General features: G+C 43.0%; 18 protein-coding genes and 1 rRNA gene (1 of these 19 running past the window's edge). 11 read left to right on the top strand and 8 right to left on the bottom strand.

What is annotated here, in order from left to right:
- Positions 1–15: 15 nt before the first annotated feature.
- Positions 16–378 carry a hypothetical protein gene (locus AC1ECB_RS12355; protein WP_485668966.1) on the top strand — a complete coding sequence of 121 codons (363 nt, stop codon included), beginning with the start codon at positions 16–18 and terminating at the stop codon, positions 376–378.
- Between the two features lie 358 nt (positions 379–736).
- Here AC1ECB_RS12355 and nadE read toward each other — a convergent pair whose 3' ends face one another.
- Together nadE and AC1ECB_RS12345 are read right to left on the bottom strand one after the other, a co-directional pair.
- Entirely contained in the window at positions 737–2,629 is a 1,893-nt protein-coding gene (nadE, locus tag AC1ECB_RS12350) for an NAD(+) synthase (protein ID WP_485668965.1), read from the bottom strand.
- A 161-nt stretch (positions 2,630–2,790) separates the two neighbouring features.
- The gene (locus AC1ECB_RS12345) at positions 2,791–3,864 is read right to left on the bottom strand and encodes an HD-GYP domain-containing protein (protein ID WP_485668964.1); all 1,074 of its coding nucleotides are present in this window, start codon (positions 3,862–3,864) and stop codon (positions 2,791–2,793) included.
- Between the two features lie 195 nt (positions 3,865–4,059).
- On the opposite strand from AC1ECB_RS12345, the gene AC1ECB_RS12340 reads away from it, so the two are divergent.
- From AC1ECB_RS12340 to pckA, 5 genes are all read left to right on the top strand, one after another.
- A complete protein-coding gene (locus tag AC1ECB_RS12340; protein ID WP_485668963.1) occupies positions 4,060–4,317 on the top strand; it encodes a CPF_0552 family protein in 258 nt (85 codons plus the stop codon).
- A gap of 255 nt (positions 4,318–4,572) precedes the next feature.
- Entirely contained in the window at positions 4,573–5,052 is a 480-nt protein-coding gene (gene ybaK, locus AC1ECB_RS12335; protein ID WP_485668962.1) for a Cys-tRNA(Pro) deacylase, read from the top strand.
- Positions 5,053–5,085: 33 nt separating this feature from the next.
- On the top strand, positions 5,086–5,760 hold the full coding sequence (locus AC1ECB_RS12330) for a B3/B4 domain-containing protein (RefSeq protein WP_021170702.1): 675 nt from the start codon (positions 5,086–5,088) through the stop codon (positions 5,758–5,760).
- A gap of 35 nt (positions 5,761–5,795) precedes the next feature.
- Entirely contained in the window at positions 5,796–7,295 is a 1,500-nt protein-coding gene (gene thrC, locus AC1ECB_RS12325; protein ID WP_485668961.1) for a threonine synthase, read from the top strand.
- A 29-nt stretch (positions 7,296–7,324) separates the two neighbouring features.
- A complete protein-coding gene (gene pckA / locus AC1ECB_RS12320; RefSeq protein WP_485668960.1) occupies positions 7,325–8,860 on the top strand; it encodes a phosphoenolpyruvate carboxykinase (ATP) in 1,536 nt (511 codons plus the stop codon).
- 40 nt (positions 8,861–8,900) lie between these two features.
- Here pckA and ligD (AC1ECB_RS12315) read toward each other — a convergent pair whose 3' ends face one another.
- From ligD (AC1ECB_RS12315) to AC1ECB_RS12290, 6 genes are all read right to left on the bottom strand, one after another.
- A complete protein-coding gene (gene ligD, locus AC1ECB_RS12315; protein ID WP_485668959.1) occupies positions 8,901–9,827 on the bottom strand; it encodes a non-homologous end-joining DNA ligase in 927 nt (308 codons plus the stop codon).
- Positions 9,817–10,680, bottom strand: coding sequence for a non-homologous end joining protein Ku (gene ku / locus AC1ECB_RS12310; RefSeq protein WP_485668958.1), 864 nt, complete (start codon positions 10,678–10,680; stop codon positions 9,817–9,819). Before ku ends, ligD (AC1ECB_RS12315) begins: the two co-directional genes overlap by 11 nt.
- 19 nt (positions 10,681–10,699) lie before the next feature.
- Entirely contained in the window at positions 10,700–11,686 is a 987-nt protein-coding gene (gene ligD / locus AC1ECB_RS12305; protein WP_485668957.1) for a non-homologous end-joining DNA ligase, read from the bottom strand.
- A 261-nt stretch (positions 11,687–11,947) separates the two neighbouring features.
- The gene (locus AC1ECB_RS12300; protein WP_485668956.1) at positions 11,948–12,244 is read right to left on the bottom strand and encodes a zinc-ribbon domain containing protein; all 297 of its coding nucleotides are present in this window, start codon (positions 12,242–12,244) and stop codon (positions 11,948–11,950) included.
- 129 nt (positions 12,245–12,373) lie between these two features.
- The gene (gene pepF / locus AC1ECB_RS12295) at positions 12,374–14,185 is read right to left on the bottom strand and encodes an oligoendopeptidase F (RefSeq protein WP_485668955.1); all 1,812 of its coding nucleotides are present in this window, start codon (positions 14,183–14,185) and stop codon (positions 12,374–12,376) included.
- A gap of 104 nt (positions 14,186–14,289) precedes the next feature.
- On the bottom strand, positions 14,290–15,072 hold the full coding sequence (locus AC1ECB_RS12290; RefSeq protein ID WP_485668954.1) for an N-acetylmuramoyl-L-alanine amidase family protein: 783 nt from the start codon (positions 15,070–15,072) through the stop codon (positions 14,290–14,292).
- 84 nt (positions 15,073–15,156) lie between these two features.
- On the opposite strand from AC1ECB_RS12290, the gene AC1ECB_RS12285 reads away from it, so the two are divergent.
- The 5 genes from AC1ECB_RS12285 to AC1ECB_RS12265 all read left to right on the top strand — a co-directional run.
- A complete protein-coding gene (locus AC1ECB_RS12285) occupies positions 15,157–17,013 on the top strand; it encodes a B12-binding domain-containing radical SAM protein (RefSeq protein ID WP_485668953.1) in 1,857 nt (618 codons plus the stop codon).
- On the top strand, positions 16,994–17,950 hold the full coding sequence (gene mnmL / locus AC1ECB_RS12280; protein ID WP_485668952.1) for a tRNA modification radical SAM protein MnmL/YtqA: 957 nt from the start codon (positions 16,994–16,996) through the stop codon (positions 17,948–17,950). The genes AC1ECB_RS12285 and mnmL overlap by 20 nt, the downstream gene beginning before the upstream one ends.
- A gap of 88 nt (positions 17,951–18,038) precedes the next feature.
- Complete coding sequence (locus tag AC1ECB_RS12275; RefSeq protein ID WP_485668951.1) at positions 18,039–19,571, top strand: ATP-binding protein; 1,533 nt, start codon at positions 18,039–18,041, stop codon at positions 19,569–19,571.
- A 130-nt stretch (positions 19,572–19,701) separates the two neighbouring features.
- A complete protein-coding gene (locus AC1ECB_RS12270) occupies positions 19,702–19,857 on the top strand; it encodes a hypothetical protein (RefSeq protein WP_169535135.1) in 156 nt (51 codons plus the stop codon).
- Positions 19,858–20,257: 400 nt separating this feature from the next.
- Positions 20,258–20,302 (top strand): 16S ribosomal RNA (locus AC1ECB_RS12265) (it continues 1,511 nt past the right edge of the window).

The raw sequence follows: 20,302 nt of genomic DNA, 5'->3' as shown, positions 1-20,302 counted from the left end.
CAGGAGGGGTAAACCATGCAATGTCCTTACTGTAATGAGTTAATAAAAAACGGAGCAGATACCTGTCCGCACTGCGGCCATACATTGGCGGTTACTGTATTAAGCCGTCAGGAACGGGATGGTTTTAACGGCATTACTATTGAAGGCGACAATGTTCATGCCCATCATGGGCAGGATAGCAGTTATGAATCAGGCGCTGCGCCACGGGTTAAACGAATCAATTTTTCCTTTGGTTCTTACGGCTGGGCTGGAAATTTGATGGTAGCTGCTATTTTAGCCATATTGTTATTCTTTTTCCTGCCTGTACTCCTGCTTGTCCTATTGGTAATTGGTGCCGTGTTCATTGGCATCTGGCTATTGCGGATGGTGATAAAATAGTAGTAAAAAACACGGTAAAGGGATTATCCTTTTGCCGTGTTTTTATAAGAAAGTATGTGTTTTTGAGAGTTATGGAGGCCTTATAAAACAAGGGGTATCAAGTATAAAACCGGGCACAGGCGACCCCGTGCCCCCGTGCCCCGTGGCCGGTACCCCTCGTATCTTCCGTAACCCCCCGGCCTTTGCCGGAAAAAGCGTTCCGCAGGAGAAAAGCCGGGTGGTATTCCGTTAAAAAATCCGTACTGTTTGAGCGTAGCGAGTTTACGGATTTTAGGAATATCGCCCGGCTTTTCAGCTTTTGGAGGGTTTGGGCCTAGACCTTTTGTTACTTTTGGGGCAATGCCAAAAGTAAAACCCCTCACTGATCTCCAGATAGTAAAGTATGTTTTATTTTTAAGTATTTTTGAGTAAAATACACACTGTTTTGTGCTTCGCGGTGATCAAAACCGTAGACCCGGCGACTGACAGCCAATACGGGCGGGGCTTGAATGCGTTTGGCTACCGCCATACCGGTATAGAGACGCCACCACCGTTCCAGGTCTTCAATAAATTCGCGCGGCCCGGGAAATAATCGCGTAACAAGACCAGCCTGGCAGCCTAGTTTTTGTTCTAGCACAGCAGGGCCTTGGCTATACCAAACTAAAATATCTTCCGGCGTAGCGCGGTTCCAATATTCCATAAAAGAGCGGAACAAATAGTCATGATAGGGATAGATAATGGGATCTCCTTTGCCTTGGTCAACCGCTTGCTCAAAAGAAAGCTCTGCACTTGGCACTAAATCAATGATTGCCTGGGGAATCACTTCCCGTTCATAGACATGGGTATTTAAATAGTTAGCCAGTTGATAGACCTGATGTTTCCATAGGTCAGCCAATGCGGCTAAGAATCCGGCCTGATCGCCATAGAGGGTAGAGTAGCCGACTGAAAGCTCAGTTTTGTTGGCATTGCAGGTGAAACCGCCGCCAAAAGCAGCCGCGATGCCTGCCAATAACCGGGCAGAACGATCCCTGGCCTGAATGTTTTCCAGGACAAAGGAAGATACCAGAAAGTTAAATTGTCGACCATCGGCCAGGTTGGTGACTGGTGTACCACTGATTTGAGAGGCCGTATATTCGACTGATTGTTCAATAGGCATTACTGTGTATAGGCAGCCAAGATTTTTTGCCAGCTGGGCGGCTAAATCCCTGGTTGTTTTGGAGTTGAATTTACTCGGCATATTGACCAGCAGGATGTTTTCCGGGTTTAAAATACGGGCAAATAGTGAGGCATTTACTGCTGAATCTATGCCGCCTGATAGGCCGATGACTACCTTGGTCATTCCAATTGACTGTAAGAATTTTTTGATCCCATAATTGACCGCTTGATATAAGCTGTCAATGGTAAAATCATTAGGTATGCTGATTGATGGCAGATTCCGGCCACTTGTTTTAATAGCAAGGTCAAGGTAATCCAGCGTTTCTGTAAACGGCTGGCAGTAGGCGATAATTTCCCCCATGCGGTTATATACTGTACTGAAACCGTCAAAGGTATATACTGTTTTACCATTATTTTGGAGGCCAACAGTGTTTACATAGATAAGTGGTACGCCAGTTTCCCGGGCTTGCCTGGAAAATACCCGGTTACGTTTATTGTTTTTACCCAAAGTAAATGGTGAACTAGAGAGATTGATTATCAAATCAAGGGGACCATTGGCCTGAAGGGCGGCAATAGGGTCAACGTCATAATCATCATTCCAGCCGTCTTCGCAAATAATACAGCCCAGACTATATTCTTTATTCCTGATCGTAACTTTCGCAGGTATCAGCAGGGTTTCAATATCCTGCTTGCGTTCAAGTGCCAGTTTGCGCAGACTAAAAAAGTGCCTGGTGTCATCAAATTCACGGTAATTGGGGTGCAGTGTTTTGATGCGGGTGGCGACAAGTTGGCCATGTTGGGCCACAAAGCAGGCATTATGTTTGCGTACCCGGCCATCATCGCCGTGTTTGTCCCATTGCACCGCAACATTACCGAAAATGATGCAGATATTTTGGGACGCATCAATTATCTGACGGCCAAAATCTTCGCAATCCTGCAGAAAAGACGATTGTTCCCAGGTATCACCTAATAAATAACCAGGGACGGCCATTTCGGGAAAAATAATCATGTCAGCATGCTGGTTACAGGCATCCTGAATCATGATCAGCATTTTATTGGTATTTAAATCTGGTCTACCAGGAATAACCTCCATCTGGCCTAAAGCAATTTTGAGCAAAAACTATTCACCTCTATCGTACATATGACGTGTAGTATTTTTTCGCTGCCCGAATGCACTTGTCCTTCTAAAAATTACTACTTTGACTATATTATTTGTAACTATGTTAAACAGATTGATTAATAATTATTAAATTAACCGCCTAAGGGGGGCGGTTTGGTCTAACGCACTATATAATGAATTGTAATTTCCTTCTGTTCGGATAAATCAAGGACTATTCCATTATCTAATTGAACTATCGAGCGTGCAGGCTGATATTTATTTATATAGACCACGCGGCCCTGGCGCCCGTCTGTGAGTATTACCCGGTTGCCTGACAAAAAATTCGTCATATTATCAGTAAAGGTTATGCAGATTTTGGGGTCTAGCCGATAAACCTCATCGCGCAGTTTCTGCAGGCTAAAATAGGGACTTAATTTTGACTGTGGATTCTCGCAGTTGATTGTCATCCCTTCATCATATAAATCTGCCACGGCCACAATCTTGGCATAGGGATGGATGTAGTAGTCAGTAATACCGCCAGGGTAACCGCTGCCATCCCGCCGTTCATGATGCTGGAAAACAGCTGCAGTAATACTGGGTGAGATCGCAGAATTTTTACTTACCAGATGATAGCCGAGAGCAACATGTTTCATATATTGTTCATAGGAGTCCGGTGGAAGCCGGTTAGGTTTATGTAGTAGCTCCAAAGGTAAGCGTGATTTGCCGACATCATGCAATAATCCGGACAAAGAGATGGCATTAACGGAATCTGGCGGATAGTTGAGCCAAGTGGCAATAAGGGCAGAGATGGCACTAACATTGACGCTATGGTAGATAGTATAGTCATCACAAGGCGGTAAATTGTATAAGCGGTCAATTACATTGCCTGCTTCGACAACACCGGTGGCAAGTTCATTAGCAGTGACAGTAAAGGCGTCGAGAGGAATTTCCTGGATAGCTCTGATATCGTTAAAAGCCTGTTGGACAACGGAAACCGATTGATTATATGTATTAAGAAATTTTTGCAACTTTGGATCAAGCAGGGGGTTAAGGGTGGTTACCTCAGTGTAGACGGAAACACTGGGTATTTGCCAATTGCTTAATTTTTGAATTGTGCTTTGAGTAAGAATACTGTTTTCACTAACTAGCACTTTTCCATCAGTGGAGCAGACATCACGGGACAACTGCATTCCGGGGACAAGATACTCAAAGGGCTGATGGATTATTTTACGGTTTTCGGCTGTTTCGCTCATAAATCCTCACAGTATAAGAATTAACATATTATATATAGAAGTGCAATAGTGTTATTCAACAAAATATGGCAAAATCCTTTAGGTATGGGGAGGAGCTATGTTGGAAAATTTCTGATTATAGTAAATTATAAGCAGGAATTATGATAATTTATGATAAAATGTATATAAATAATATAATAGGAGGTGTTGTTTACAATGGCTGATTGCTCGACAATTATGGCTATTATTCAAGACAATCGTGTGGAAACAGCGGTAAAGGTTCAAGATGTACTTACCAACTATGGCTGCCATATTCGGGTGCGGTTAGGGCTTCATGATGCGGCTGTAAGTTCTTGTACCAACAGTGGCATTATTTTACTACAGTTGTGTGGTGAGGAGGTGCCGGTAAAGCAGCTAGAACAAGAACTGCAGCAAATACCTAGTGTAAAAGTAAAATATATGAATCTTGATTAGCGGATACGGGCGCGGCTTACCGCGCCCGTATCTCTTTATCCGATGATCAAGGTGTTCTACAAGCGGAGTCGTAGAACATCTTGATCGCCGGATAAGTTTGTCAAAACTTCAATGGGGTAACCCTCCATCTGAAGCAATCTCACTTTATTGACAAATAGAGGAATCAATAATATACTGTGAAAAAATATATAGAATGCTTGTTAATAGTATAGTATGATTATAGAGTTAGATAAGTAGAGGAGAACGTATAGTGCTATGAAAACAAATGCTGCCCGAATATTGGATGGTCTTCAATTTGCCTATGAATTGCGTGAATATGAGGTTGATGAAACAGATTTGAGTGCAAAAAATGTGGCCGAAAAAGTAGGGATGCCGGATGAACAGATTTTTAAAACCTTGGTATTGAGAGGCGATAAAACGGGAGTTATTATGGCCTGCATTCCTGGGGCTGCCGAACTTGATCTTAAATTTTTGGCAGCCGCCAGTGGCAACAAGAAAGTAGAAATGGTATCACTAAAAGAGGTTCAGCCGCTTACTGGGTACATTCGCGGCGGCGTTTCACCGCTGGGACCCAAAAAGCACTATCCGGTTTTTTTAGATAAAAGTGCAGCAAATTGGCAAGTAATTGCTGTTAGTGCAGGTATACGAGGCTGTCAGATTGTCCTTTCACCTGAACACTTGGTGCAGGCTGTAAATGCTCAGGTTTGTTCAATTACTCGCGGTAGTAAAAATTAATAGCTAACTATCCAGGAGGAGTTTGTTTTTATTATGAAAATTACGATTCAAGAAAGTATTAGTCAGGTTGTACCTAATTGCCGCTTAGGATATTTGACTATTAATGATGTTGTTGTCAAGGGTACGCCGCCGGCCTTAAGCCAGGAATTTAACAGGCTGCAAATAGAAGTCGGTCAAGCATATAATATGGATTTACTGCCAAAGCTTCCCCGGATTTTGGCAGTACGTAATATGTACAAAAAACTGCACTTTGATCCGTCACGTTATCGACCCGCATCAGAAGCGTTGGTGAGGCGTGTATTGCAGAAAAAAAACTTGTATTATGTAAATAGCGCGGTAGATGTCAACAACTATTGTTCTATCAAATTTTTATTGCCATTTGGGCTTTATGATTTAGAGCAGATTGTAGGCGATTGCAGTTACAGGCTGGCAACAGAGGGGTATTATACCAGCATTGCCGGTAAAACCGTTTCCACTGATGATAAACCATTTTTAACAGACAGCCTTGGCGTATTTGGTAATCCTACTGCTGATTCACGGCGGACGGCAGTTACATTGGCAACGCGTAAGCTATTAGCTGTTGTTTACGCTGATGAAAGTGTCAGTACCGCTGAATTGAATAATGTACTTGATTTTGCAGCTGACATGTTTGTTTGTTATAATGGCGGGACTGTAACAGGGAAGCATATTGTTAATGCTAAAGAATAATTATAATTATTGCTTTTATTGGGAGGAGACTTTGTATGTATCTTAGCACACGCGGCCAGGTTGATCGTTTGACGGCGGCTCAGGCCATTGCGCAAGGGATAGCCCCTGATGGTGGTTTGTTTGTACCGGAAGCTATTCCGTTAATAGATGAGCCGTTTATAGTAAGATTACAATCGCTTAGTTATCAAGAGCGGGCAGCTGCTATATTGCAGTTATTTTTGACTGATTATACAGAGGAAGAATTAAAAAGCTGTGTAGCTGGCGCTTACGGCGGCGGTAAGTTTAGCAGCCCGGCAGTGGCACCTGTTGTCAAGGTTAATGATAGGACGTTTGCATTAGAATTATGGCATGGTCCGACCAGCGCGTTTAAAGATATGGCACTTCAGCTATTACCCAGACTGCTGTCTGGTGCGCTCAAGAAAATTGGCGAGCAGGCCCAAATTGTTATTCTTGTTGCTACCTCCGGGGATACGGGTAAAGCCGCTCTGGAAGGGTTTAAGGATGTGGAACAAACCCAGGTCATGGTTTTTTATCCGGAAGAGGGGGTAAGTCAGATTCAACGCCTGCAGATGGTTACGCAGGAAGGGGAAAATCTTAAAGTATTTGCGGTGAAAGGCAACTTCGATGATGCTCAGACAGGTGTAAAACGTATTTTTAGCGACAATGGTTTTAACGCCGAACTTGCCCATGACGGGTTTAAGCTGTCGTCAGCTAATTCTATTAACTGGGGCCGGTTAGTGCCGCAAATCGTGTATTATTTCAGCGCCTATGCCGATTTGGTGCAAAAGCAGCAGATAACGCAAGGCGATAAAGTGAATTTTGTTGTTCCTACGGGAAATTTTGGTAATATTTTGGCAGGCTATTATGCTAAGCTGATGGGATTGCCCATCAACAAGCTGATTTGTGCCTCAAATAGTAATAATGTATTGACTGATTTCCTTACAACCGGTGTATATAGTCGTAACCGGCAATTCTATAAAACGTACTCACCTTCGATGGATATTTTGATTTCAAGTAATTTGGAACGGCTGCTGTACCAAGTTACCAATCAGGATTCCAGGCAAGTCAGCCAGTGGATGAAAGAACTCAATACCACCGGGGAATATCGCATTGGTGATGAGTACTTAGCAACTATCAAAGAGGTGTTTCCGGCAGGCTGGGTCGATGATGTTCAGACAGCAACTACCATTGGCCAGGTTCATAAAGAGTTTGGCTATGCACTTGATCCGCATACGGCAGTGGCCTGGCAGGTTGCCGAAACCTATCGCCAGCAGACGGGTGATACTACTTTGAATATTATTGTCTCTACCGCTAGTCCGTTTAAATTTAATCAAACTGTGCTAAATGCATTAGTCGGAGCGGAGCGCGTTACTGATAAGTCTGAGTTTGCAGTTTTAAAGCAGCTGTCTCAGATCATTGATAGACCGGTGCCGTCAGCACTTGCTGAGCTTGAGCACAAGGCTGTTCGTCATACGGCTGTATGCGGTAAACAGGATATGCCTATGGTGGTAAAAGCAGCATTGAATATAAGATAATTTAATATAGTATAGGGGGAGGCGAGGACATGAGTGGGAATGTATATCGTGATTTAAGTCCCGCGCAGTTGGTAGAAGCTGCCATTCGGAGGCAAGAAGGGCAACTGACCACTAGTGGAGCGTTGCAGGTTACAACTGGTAAATACACAGGCCGCTCACCTAATGACAAGTTTATTGTTAACTCGCCAGATGTGCATGACAAGATTGCGTGGGGTGAAACTAAGCCACTTGCAATGGATAATTTTACTCAGCTGTATAGCAAGATGCAGGCATATATTCAAAACCATGATATTTTTATTTTTAACGGTTTTGCGGGCGCTGATCCAGAAAATCGTATTCGTGTTCAGTTTATCAATGAATTTGCCTGGCAGAATCTATTTGTGCATCAATTGTTTATTTGCCCGGAAATAATACAATCAGAAGCAGACTACGATTATAAAGTGATTTGTCTGCCAAATTTCAAGGCAGATCCTGCTGTTGATGGTACTGCCTCTGAAGCCTTTATCGTTCTCAATTTTGCCAAGCGATTGGTACTTATTGGCGGTACTCATTATGCCGGTGAAATGAAAAAATCAATTTTTACTGTTATGAACTATATTTTGCCGGAACAAAATATTTTATCAATGCACTGTTCGGCAAATGTTGGCGCTAGCGGGGATACCGCTTTATTCTTTGGGCTAAGCGGTACAGGAAAAACCACCTTATCGGCCGATCCGGCCCGTCAATTGATTGGCGATGATGAGCATGGCTGGAATGATAAGGGCATTTTCAATATTGAGGGTGGCTGTTATGCCAAGTGTATTGGTCTTACCTATGAGACTGAACCGCAGATTTGGGAAGCCATCCGGTTTGGTGCCGTATTAGAAAATGTGGTTATTGATTCGGTAACCCGTCGACCTGATTTCACTGACGGCTCAATCACGGAAAATACTAGAGTTGCCTATCCTGTGGATTATATCCCGAATGCCCTGATTTCCGGTATGGCGGGGCATCCACAAACCATTATATTTTTGACAGCCGATGCCTTCGGTGTGTTACCGCCTATTGCCAAACTCAATACGGAACAAGCCATGTATCATTTCTTATCAGGTTACACCAGTAAGCTTGCTGGTACCGAACGCGGTATTACCGAACCTCAGGCTACTTTTTCTACTTGTTTTGGTGCACCTTTTTTGCCGTTGTCAGCCCACAAATATGCGGAACTCTTGGGAGAAAAACTTAAGTATCATCAAACCAATGTATTCTTAATTAATACAGGTTGGTCAGGTGGTCCTTATGGTGTTGGCAGCCGTATGAAGCTATCTTATACCAGAGCTATGGTGACAGCAGCCATTGAAGGGCAGTTGGCAGAGGCAGCTTACCAACTGGATCCGATTTTCAACATTTATGTTCCAGAAAGCTGCCCGGGTGTACCGGCTGAATTGCTCATGCCGCATAATACCTGGAATGATAAAGTCGCCTATGAACGAAAAGCTCAGGAACTTGCCCGGTTGTTTATTAAAAACTTCAGCCGCTTTACTCCAAACGTTTCCGAAAAAATTATTGCTGCCGGGCCTAAAGGTTAATTGATGGACCGCCGTTTACCACAGGGGAGCGGCGGTCTTTTCATTTTTGAATAACTGGCAGTTTTTGTTTGAGCGTAAGCACTGGGGCAAATAAATCGCCTAGTTTATTAGTTCGATCTAATACATGGGAGGCTTCAAAGCTTAGCAAGTTAGGATTTTTTTGTTTGTGGGCGGCGAGAACTTCTTCCCAGGTTACGGGGGTAGAAATAGTGGGGCGTTGTCTGGCACGGAGTGAATAGACACAAACAGTTGTTTTGTGTTCGTCATTTTGACTCCAATCGATAAAGACTTTGCCTGTACGCAGTACTTTCTTCATATTGGCAACAATCAGATTGGGATATTTTTCCTGAAAACGGGTGGCAAGTATGCGGGCAAAGCTTTTGGTCAGGTCATAGCTTGCCGGTGTATTGAGGGGTATATATATCTGTAGGCCTTTGGAACCTGAGGTTTTGGGGAAACTTTGCAACCTATGCTTATCAAAATAATCTTTTAACAGCAGGCCAACTTGGGCGCAGTCCACAATAGTAGCCGGCGGACCTGGATCGAGATCAAAGACTAATAAGGAAGGCTGGCTTACTTTGGGACTCACTGACAGGGAGGTATGTAGTTCAAGCGCTGCCAGGTTGGCCGCCCATACTAAGGTTGGTAAATCAGTGGCGTTACAAAAGTTGATCGTGCGATTATTACTGCTGCTCCAGATGGGAATGGTCTTAATCCAATCAGGACGAGGGGTTGGACATTGTTTTTGGTAGAAAAACTTGCCTTGTGCACCATTGGGGTATCGTTTCATAGTCAGTGGTCTGTTGGTAAGGTGGGGGAGGATGAGTGGCGCAATACGGATGTAGTAGTCAAGCATTTCTCCTTTAGTAAAGCCTGTAGCAGAATAAAATACTTTAGCAAGGTTGCTGACTTTTAGTTTACGTCCCGCTACTTCAAGGGTTGTTTTGAGCTTGCTGTCACTGGGCACTGGCTTTTTTCCTTTTTGCAGCTGTCGGTACCTTTTCAGCGATACCTTGTTTTTTAGCTTTACTGCTGTCGTTTTGGCCCTTTATGGCCGAAATGCTGGCTTCAAGAGCTGCCATCAAGTCAATTACTTTGCCGCCTTCCTTGACTTCTGGCTGGCTAATGACGGTTTGTCCTTCCGCCTTTTTCTCGAGCATATCCATAACCTGCTGATAATACTGGTCATGGTATTTGTCAGGTTCAAATCCAGTAGCGAGGGATTCGATCAACTGTTCGGCCATGGCCAGTTCTTTCTTGTTAGGTTCTGCCACCTCTGTTGGCAGTTCTTCTAACTCAGCTGCGGCAATGACCTCGTCAGCAAAGTGCATAGTTGAAAGCGCCAGCGCTTTTCCCGTAGGGCGGATGGCAGTAAGATATTCTTTATTGCGCATAACTACCCTGGCGATGGCGACTTTCCCGGTATTTTTCATAGCCGCCAGCAATAAGAAATAGGCTTTACCTGCTCCTTTATCCGGAGTGAGATAATAGCAGCTATTGTAGTATAGCGGGTCAATCTGCTCCAGTTTAACAAAATCTTCAATAGCAATTGTGCGGGCATTTTGGGGCTGAATGGCCTCAAGTTCTTCGCTGGTGACAATTACATACTGCTCAGGCGAGATTTCATAGCCTTTAACAATGTTGTCAGCAGGTACTTCTGCGCCGTCAGACGGGCAGATTTTTTTTAGGCGAATGCGGCAACCATCTGATTTGCGCAGTTGATTAAAGTGAATGGATTTCTTCTTGACAGCGTTGTACAGTTTGACCGGAATATTGACAAGACCAAAACTGATTGAGCCGCTCCACATCGGGCGGGGCATAGGCATTACCTCCTAATGCTTAGTCTTCACGGATAACTTGCCGTGGATCTTTGTCATCTCTTAACCCTTTAAAGGATGGATGACGGAGGGTATGATTAGGGGTCCATTCGGTAAATTCGAATTCACCAACCAACAGTGGTTCGACAAATCGTGCGTTTTTAGTGGTTGGTTGGTGAGAAAAGGGATTAGTTTCTCTTCGTAGCGGTGCCAGCAACTTGGTGAGTAATGTAAGTGTGGCCTCGGTAAAACCGGTACCAACTTTACCTGCATATAACAAGTGCTGCGGTATACCACAGGCTTTTGCTGACTGAGGTGTACTATCATAATAACCGAGCAGGAGTGCGCCGATTTGTCCCTGGCGTGCACCCTGGCCGGGTATCCAGCCGCCAATGACTAGTTCTTGGCGGCGTTGATTTTTGATTTTGATCCAGGTCCCGGTACGTTTACCCGCTTGATAAGGGCTGTCTAAGCGTTTGGCAATAATGCCTTCTAAGCCTAGCTTACGGCTGGCGGCCAGAATGGCTTCTCCATCGCCTGTTTTGTAAGCAGGGGTTTGCCAGTGAGGGCCGCTGAGAGTTAGGTTTTCTAATATAGCTCGCCGCTGAGTATACGATTTTTCCAACAGTGGGGAATGATCGAGAGACAAGATGTCAAAGATGATATAGTTTGCCGGAACATTTTTTTGCATTTCTGCAATAACCATCGCCTTTTTTAACCCCATACGGTGTTGCAGCAGGGAAAAAGAAGGGCGTCCGCCAGTATCAAAAGCCACAATTTCTCCATCGAGAATTAATTCAGAATGATCGTTGGCTACTACCGTCGCCAACGCCGCAAGTTCCGGGTATTGGGGAGTAATATCCTTAAGGTTGCGGCTCATAAGCATAAAACTGTTTTTTTCCAGGTAAAAGAGAACTCTGATACCATCCCATTTAATTTCAAAGCTATATTCAGTTTGGGCGGCAGGCAGTGGACCAGCTTTGGCGAGCATTGGTTTGATGATTGTCATAAATTTAGTAGCCTCGTTGAACAAATAGTTTAGTAGTAGTTTTTGCAGAGCAGGCGAATTTATTACAATATTAAAAAAGCGCTACCGCGCCCTTGAGGATATGTTTAACCGCAGAGGACACAGAGAGCGCAGAGGGGAGATGTATATCGAGACATTCCCTCTGCGTACTCTGCGTCTCTGCGGTTCAAAAAAACATATACTTTCTTATCTTACAAAAAAACAGGCCAGAACAAATCTGGCCTGTTTTGTAAGCAGTACTAATTATCTGTTGGCTTGGAAGCAATCGCGGCAATACACAGGTTTTCCGGCAGTAGGACGGAAAGGAACCTGGGTTTTAGCGCCACAGGCACTGCAAGTAGCATCAAACATTTCACGTTGGGGACGAGAGTTGGCACCTATGCGGCCATTATTTTGACGTTTTCTGGCTGCACGGCAATCCGGGCAGCGGGAAGGATCATTTTGGAAGCCTTTCTCAGCATAAAAAGCTTGTTCAGATGCAGTGAAAGTAAATGTTGCGCCGCATTCTTTGCAGGAAAGCTCTTTGTCTTGAAATTCCATGTTTTAACCAACCTCCGTAATATGTGTTTGACACAAACAATTGCTGGTCGGTTGGTCAAGACACGAAGCTGCTAGCCATCGAGAGCAATTATATTGTCATATTCAATATAACCCGCCGATATGCAATTGTCAAGACTTGGATAATAATAATTCCAATTCGTCAAGCATGGCTGAAAACTTTGCAAGGGTGAGCTCAACAGGTTGTGATGTGGACATATCGACACCTGCCTTTTTGAGTATCGTAAGGGGATAATCGGCGCCGCCGCTTTTCAAAAACCCGATATAGCGTTGCTGGGCACTGGTGCCCTCCTGTAACATTTTTTCGGCCAAGGTAGTGGCTGCTGCATAACCGGTAACATATTGGTACACGTAAAAGTCCATGTAGAAATGAGGGATTCTGGCCCATTCAACATCGATTTCAGCGTCAACCACCATTTCGGGGCCATAGTATTTGGTATTAAGTGTATGCCAAATTTCATCAAGTAAGTCAGCTGTGAGAGTTTCCCCTTCCTCGGACTTGTCATAGATATCCTTTTCAAACTCGGCAAACATGGTTTGTCGGTAGACTGTGGCTCGCACCATTTCGAGGTATTGGTTAATTAAGTATAGTTTCTTTTGCCTGTCAGTTGTTGTTTTTAAAAGAAAGTCGTTCAGTAAGATTTCGTTGGTAGTGGAAGCTACTTCGGCGGTAAAGATGGTATATTGGGAGGTGGCATATGGCTGAGTGGCCTGACTGTAATAACTATGGATGGCGTGACCCATCTCATGCGCCAGGGTGCTGACATCTTCCAGGCGATCATTATAGTTTAAAAGTACGAATGGGTGAACACCATACACGCCCCAACTATAGGCACCTGTTTGCTTGCCTTTGTTTTCGTAGACATCAATCCAGCCGGAGGTCAGACCTTTATTCAGGAGTGCCAGATATTCAGGGCCAAGTGGTGTCAAACCGTCCCGGACTAATTGCAGGCTTTCAGGGTAGGTTATGTTGAATTTTACTTCTTGTGCTAACGGGGTATATAGGTCATACATATGGATGGTATCCAGCTTTAGTACCTTTTTCTTAAGGGCAATATAGCGGTGTAGTGGCGCTAAATTGTTATTGACAGTAGTAAGTAGATTGGTATAGACGCTTAGCGGGATGTTGCCATCAGATAAAGCGGATTCGATGGTTGAAGCATATTTGCGGGTGCGGGCATAAAATATATTTTTCTTTACATTGCCTGTTAAGGTGGCAGCAAAGCTATTGCGTAAACTATTGTAAGAGGCAAATAAGCCTGTGAAAGCATTTTTGCGAACCTGGCGATCAGCTGACATAATTAAAGAGCGGTAACGCCCTTCACTCAACGTGATGACTTTACCATCTTCGTCAGTGATGTCAGGAAATGTCATATCAGCATGGGCCAGCATGTTAAAGATGTTTTCTGCTACCTGAGTAGCTTCGGTTGACCGGGATAAGATCTCTTCTTCATTTGGTGATAAAACATGTTGTTTTTGACGAGTGAGGTTGTCAAAGTAAAAGCTGTAGTCGGTCAGTGCTTGTTCCAGGCGGAAAGCAGCTAGCACAGTATCAGGCATAGCAAGGATTTCTGGTTCTATGAAAGAGATGGCTGTGCCTAATTCGGCAAGCAGTCCTTCAATTTTACCGACAAGAGCCTGATATTTCGCATTGGCAGTATTTTCATCCCGGTGAAGGCGGGCATAGGCAAATAATTTGTCAGCCACAATGCTAAGCTCGTCTCGCAGCGTTAGACAGGCTGCAAGACGAGAGGCTGATTGGGATAACGTTTCTTTGTATTCAACTATTTTAGGTAGATCTTTTTTGATTTTGGTGAAATCAGTTTGCCACAACTCTTCGCTGGCATAAATATCTTCTACTTGCCATTTATACTCAGCCTGTATTTGATCACGGGTGGGTAAAGCTGTAGATGCTTCTGACATAAAACCACTTCCTTTTGTGAGAATATATAGTATATATTAGCATAGTATGGTGATATTTCCTGGTATATATGAAATTCAATAAAGATTTTTTTCTAAGCGTGGTGTTATACTTTGAAGTATTTTAATATACCGGTACAAATGCTTTCGGCCGCATTATCCCGGCCATCTACGCTGGATAATAGCATTTCTTCTACTATATTGGAAATAAAGGCGACTTCGATAAGTATTGATGGCATATCGGTGTAACGTAACACATAAAAACTCGCAAAGCGGGCTCCCCTGTTTTTAGTATCTAAACGTTCTACAAGGCTTTGTTGTATGAGATTAGCAAGTTTTAAGGAATCCTTGTTGCCATAGTGGAAGGTAGTAGTGCCTGCTGCCGTATTACTGGTAAAGGCATCGTTATGGATACTAATAAATAAATCTGCCTCTGCTTGATTGGCGACTTCAACGCGGGCGCTAAGTTCTTCCTGGTCGGTTGCCTCTGCAGAAGCAACCTCGGTATCAGAGTCTCTGGTCATGACAACGGTAGCTCCGCTTTTTTCAAGCTTTTCCTTAAGCAGCAAGGCAATAGCCAGGGTATTATCTTTTTCCATAGTGCCAGTTGGACCGATTGCCCCTGGATCACTGCCGCCATGACCGGGGTCCAGGCAAATAACTTTGCCGGCAAGGCGGGCATTTTCATCCTCAGTCCGTTCATCTGTATCATTGTCGCTTGGCAGTGGCGGTATTGAGGGATCTTTAGAGTTTATCATAACTAATTCCCGTTGTGCATCATAGCGGATTCCGAATTGTAATGCTTTGGCTATATTGCGGAGTGTTATTAATAAATCACGGTTGACGCGGGCGCTGCCAGGCAGATAACGCCCATCAATCATAATCCGCATTGTTTTCACCGTCCTCACGTAGTATAGGTGGGCTTTAAGGCAATAGCTGTTTATCTTATTTTAGTTTATGCAGAGCAGGTTTTAATGGTGAATAGCTGCCTGGACACGCTAAAGGTATTTGACAAGATAGTCCGAAACTACTATACTTGCAGGGAGATTATGGATGGGAGAATGCTTGTGAAAGTTGTACTGTCAACATTAAATGCGAAATATATTCATTCATCCCTGGCGCTACGCTATTTAGCATCTTTTTGTAGAGCGCAGGGACATACTGTAGCCGTTCGTGAATATACGGTGAACAATGGTTTGCTTGAGATATTGAGTGACCTTTATACCTGTCAGGCTTCTGTAATTGGTCTGGCCTGTTATATTTGGAATATAGAAGCAACTCTGCAGCTGGCTGCACTTATTAAAAAAGTGCAGCCTAAGGCAATCGTTGTCCTGGGCGGTCCGGAGGTATCGTATCAGCCTGAAGACATATTAAAAGAGCATGCGGCAGTTGACTATATCGTGTTAGGGGAAGGCGAGCAAAGTTTGGAGGCCTTGCTGACAATGCTGGCTGACAGGCAGACTATGACGAATATTCCAGGGGTGGCATATCGGAACCAGGGAGAACTAGTTATGAGTCAGCCCCAACAGGTTGCCCGGCTTGATGATATTCCTTTTCCTTACACACACGAGGATATGGGAGCCCTTAAAGATAAAATATTGTATTATGAAAGCTCGCGCGGCTGCCCCTTTGCCTGCCAGTACTGCTTGTCAAGTGCTACTGCCGGTGTGCGGTTTCTAAGTCTGGAGAGGGTAATGCATGATCTGCAATTTTTTATTGAGCATGATGTAAAGCAGGTTAAATTTGTTGATCGTACTTTCAATGCCCGTAAAGATCATTACTTTCCAATATTAAAGTTTTTAGCGGAGCAAACTTGCCGGACTAATTTTCATTTTGAGATTGCCGCTGATATTTGGGATCAGGAAGTGGTAGATTTTTTGCGGCAGGTACCACCAGGGCGGTTTCAGTTTGAGATAGGTATTCAATCCACTAATGAGCAAACACTAACTGCCAGCAAACGGCACAACAACTGGCCACAAATCGTGAACTATGTCAGTCAAGTCAGGGATTACGGCAATATTCATTTGCATCTGGATTTAATTGTTGGTCTGCCTTATGAAAATGGTACGCTATTTGCTAAGTCATTTAATGATGTTTATCGCCTCCAGCCTGATATGCTGCAGATCGGCTTTCTTAAACTGCTTAAAGGCTCAGGCATCAGGAAGAGTGCTGCCAGCCATGATTATGTATTCATGGAGACTGCGCCTTATGAAGTATTGGCAAACAAATATATGGACTATGCCACAATCAGACACCTCAAGATTTTGGAAGAGGTGTTTGAACAGGTATATAATAGCAGGCGTTTTCCATATAGTTTGCCCTGGCTTATTGCGCTAACTGGTGGTGATGCATTTGCTTTCTACAGCAAATTGGCCGGTTATTGGGAGCAGCATGGTTATCAGCTTGTTGCTCACAGTACCAAGAGCTTGTATAAATATATGGCTGACTTTGGCACTGCCTTTTATCCGCAGATCAGGCATGAATATCATGAACTTTTGAAGTTTGACGCCCTTATGAGCGAACATGGAGCCGTTCGTCCTGAATTTTTACCCTGGAACCAGGTTAATCAAGCCGCCAACGACAATTGGGCCGGGAATAAGACGGCCTTTTGGCGGGATAGTGACCGTGTTCGCAGGTATTTGCCTAACTTTAGGTTTACTACCTGGCGAGAGATTAAGAAGACTTATCATATAGAAGTATTTAATGTGGATATTCCGACGTATTTGCAAGGTGCTGCAGGTTTGGATAAACGCGAGGTGGCCGTACTTTTCTCTTATCAGAATACAAAACCATCTTATCAGGTGATTAATTATGATGATTTCTGGAACTAGATATAATACATATTCTGCCTACCTGCACCAAAGGTATGGCGAAAAAGTGTACAAACTACCTGTGAGCCTGCCAGTGACCTGTCCCAATCGCGACGGGCAATGCGGGCAGCAGGGGTGTGTGTTTTGCGGTGAAATTGGCGCCGGTTATGAAAATCTGCCGGCATCGCTAACTGTCAGTGACCAATTGATCGCCAACAAAGCCCATATTGCCCCAAAATATAAAGCAAAAAAGTTCATACCTTATTTTCAAAACTTTAGCAATACCTATTTACCGGTAGAGGATCTAAAACGGCATGTTCTGGAAGCTTGTCAGGAAGACATTGTTGCTATTGCATTAGCAACCAGGCCTGATTGTATTAATGACAGTTATTTAAAGATGCTGGCAACTATCAGGGAAGAACGCGGCGTTGATATTAGTATCGAGCTGGGGTTACAGACCGTTAACTATCACAGCTTGATTAAGATAAACCGTGGTCATACCCTTGCTGAGTTTATTGATGCTGCACTGCGCATTAAACGTTGGTCGATGGATGTATGCGCACATCTTATCCTCAATCTACCCTGGGACGGCATGACCGATACAATAGAAAGTGCAAAAATCGTTTCGGCCTTAGGCATTGAACAGGTGAAGCTGCATGCGTTGTATATTGTAAAAAATACTGTGATGGCTAAGTGGTATCAGCAGGGTAAAATTAGCCTGATTAGTAAAGAAGAATATGTTGAGAGAGTGGTTTCATTCCTGGAATATCTTCATCCGGATATTGTTATTCAACGTCTTATTGGCCGCGCACCGGAGACAAATACGCTGTTTACAAATTGGCAGACTGGCTGGTGGAAGATCCGGGAGGCGATTGAAGAACAATTACGGGTGCAGGACACCTGGCAAGGCAAGCAGTGTAACTATTTAAATGGTTCTGCAGTAAGAAAGTTTTTATAGTGCAATTTTATAATAGTTGGTAACTTTTGAAGGATTTCCCACGAAGGAGGTCGAATAAATAATAAATTTCTCATTGGAGATGTAATTAATGTCAAATCTTGAAATACTGAATTCTCCGGAGTTTAAAATATTTGTTAATAAGACTTTCGCAGGAGATGAATCTAGTTATCACTTCTTTGATATGATGCCTATTGGACTTTCAATTACTACAGATATTTCTTGCAAAGAGATTAGGCATAATCCCAAGGCTGCCAGTTTTCTGCGAATTGGTGATTGGAGTATTCTTTCACATTCTGCATCAAATGCCACATTTTTAAAAATATTGCGTGATGGGCGGGAACTATTGCCGGAAGAAATGCCTATTCAACGCGCAACATGGCTTGGAGAACAGATTAAAAGTGAAGAACTGGAATTTGTATGGAATGATGGAGTTCGCAAATTTGGCTTATGGAGTGCCCGTCCCATACATAACGAAAATGGAGTTATTGTTGGTGCTTTAGCTGTATGCGAAGATATTACCGAACGCAGATTATTGGAAGAAGAAAAACTAAAAGCAACCGAAAATCGTTACCTAAAATATCTTGAAAATATGCTAGAGTGTTTTGCAGTTTTTCGGGTCGAGCGTGATAAAAAAGGGCGGATAGTTGAATTTCGCTCTGAGTATATTAATGAATCAGGCCGCCAGGATCGTAATATTACTAAGGAAGAGTATATTAGAAGGAGCATGCACGAACTGTATCCGGATTCTATAGAATCCGGCTTGTTTTCGATGTGTTGTCGCGTAGTCGAAACAGGAGAGTCTATAGAATTAGACTCGCTTAATTTTTCTAATGTGAAGAAACCAAATACTATTGAAGTATATGAAGGTAGGATAATCAAGCTGGATAGTGAAAGAATTACTCTTTCTGGCCGTAACATTACAGAAAAAAAGATACTGGAAAATGAAATTGGGCGTCTTGATAGACTTAACATTGTTGGCGAGATGGCTGCTAGTATTGGACATGAAATTCGTAACCCGCTTACAACAGTACGCGGTTATTTGCAAATGTTCGGAATGAAGGACAAATACGCCGAGCATAGGAAACAGTTTAGTACGATGATTGAGGAATTAGACAGAGCCAATTTAATTATCACTGAGTTTTTATCGCTTGCCAAAAACAAGGTTGTTGATTTTCAACGCGCTAATCTGAACGAAATCATAACTACATTATTACCGCTATTACAAGCTGAAGCATTTCACCGAGGAAATATTGAACTTAAAATCGAACTAGATGATATTCCTGAGTTAGAGTTGGACAAGAAGGAAATGCGACAGCTTTTAATGAATCTGGTGCGAAATGCAGAAGAGGCATTGTTATCTAATGGTACAATAGTTATCAAAACAGGGCTAGATGAGGGAAAAGTATTTTTGTCAGTTCAGGATTCGGGGCACGGAATTTCAAAAGATATTTTAGATAAGTTAGGAACTCCCTTTTTAACAACTAAGGATAATGGAACTGGCCTTGGCCTACCAGTCTGCTATAGAATTGCAGAACGGCACAAAGCCAAAATAAAAGTAAAAACAGGTATAAATGGAACAACCTTTTTTGTGGAGTTTAATAATCCAGCAACGAGAGAATAAAGGGCAAGGATGGAAAATAGTAAGAATAAACTTACTCTTCTGTGATTGTTTAAAGCTATTTACAAATGTAGTTAGAGTTGGTAATATAAATATTGCAGTTTAAAAATTAAGGGAGAGTGTAGTGCTACAAATGAAAAAGCTTCAATTATTAGAGCAGATTGATAAACTTTCATCTCTGCTTCATAGTGACGATTTGCAGGAATTTAATTTCACCGCAGGGACAATCAGCGAAATGCGCATGAAATTGGATATGTTGTCAGAAGAATATATAGAATGCTATTGCTAAACATCGTTTATACGATGTTTTTCTTTTGGGAAATATGCTGTTGACATAATACTTTCATCGTGGTACTATAAATGAGTCGTTTTTTATAGGTAATGGGGCAACAAAAAGATAAAATAGAATATTGACACTCAGTAATGTGCTGTGTTAATTATATAAAGTCAATTGCGCCAAGCAACGAAAAAACTACAAAAAATGTATATTGACATGTCAAATATGATGTGATAATATATAAAAGCTGTCGCCGCACAATGCGGATGCCACAGCACGTTCCCTGAAAACTGAACAATGTAAGTAATGCATCAAAAAAGCCAGATGTGCGATAGTATGTCGCTTGCGACAAACTAAACTAAAAACAATTTTTTAATAGCTTTAAAGAGCCAATTGGCTTTTCATAAAATCCTTTATGGAGAGTTTGATCCTGGCTCAGGACGAACGCTGGCGGCGT

It is taken from the genome of Sporomusa sp. 246TCP1 (assembly GCF_057319775.1).
This window is presented reverse-complemented; position numbering and strand designations above follow the sequence as displayed.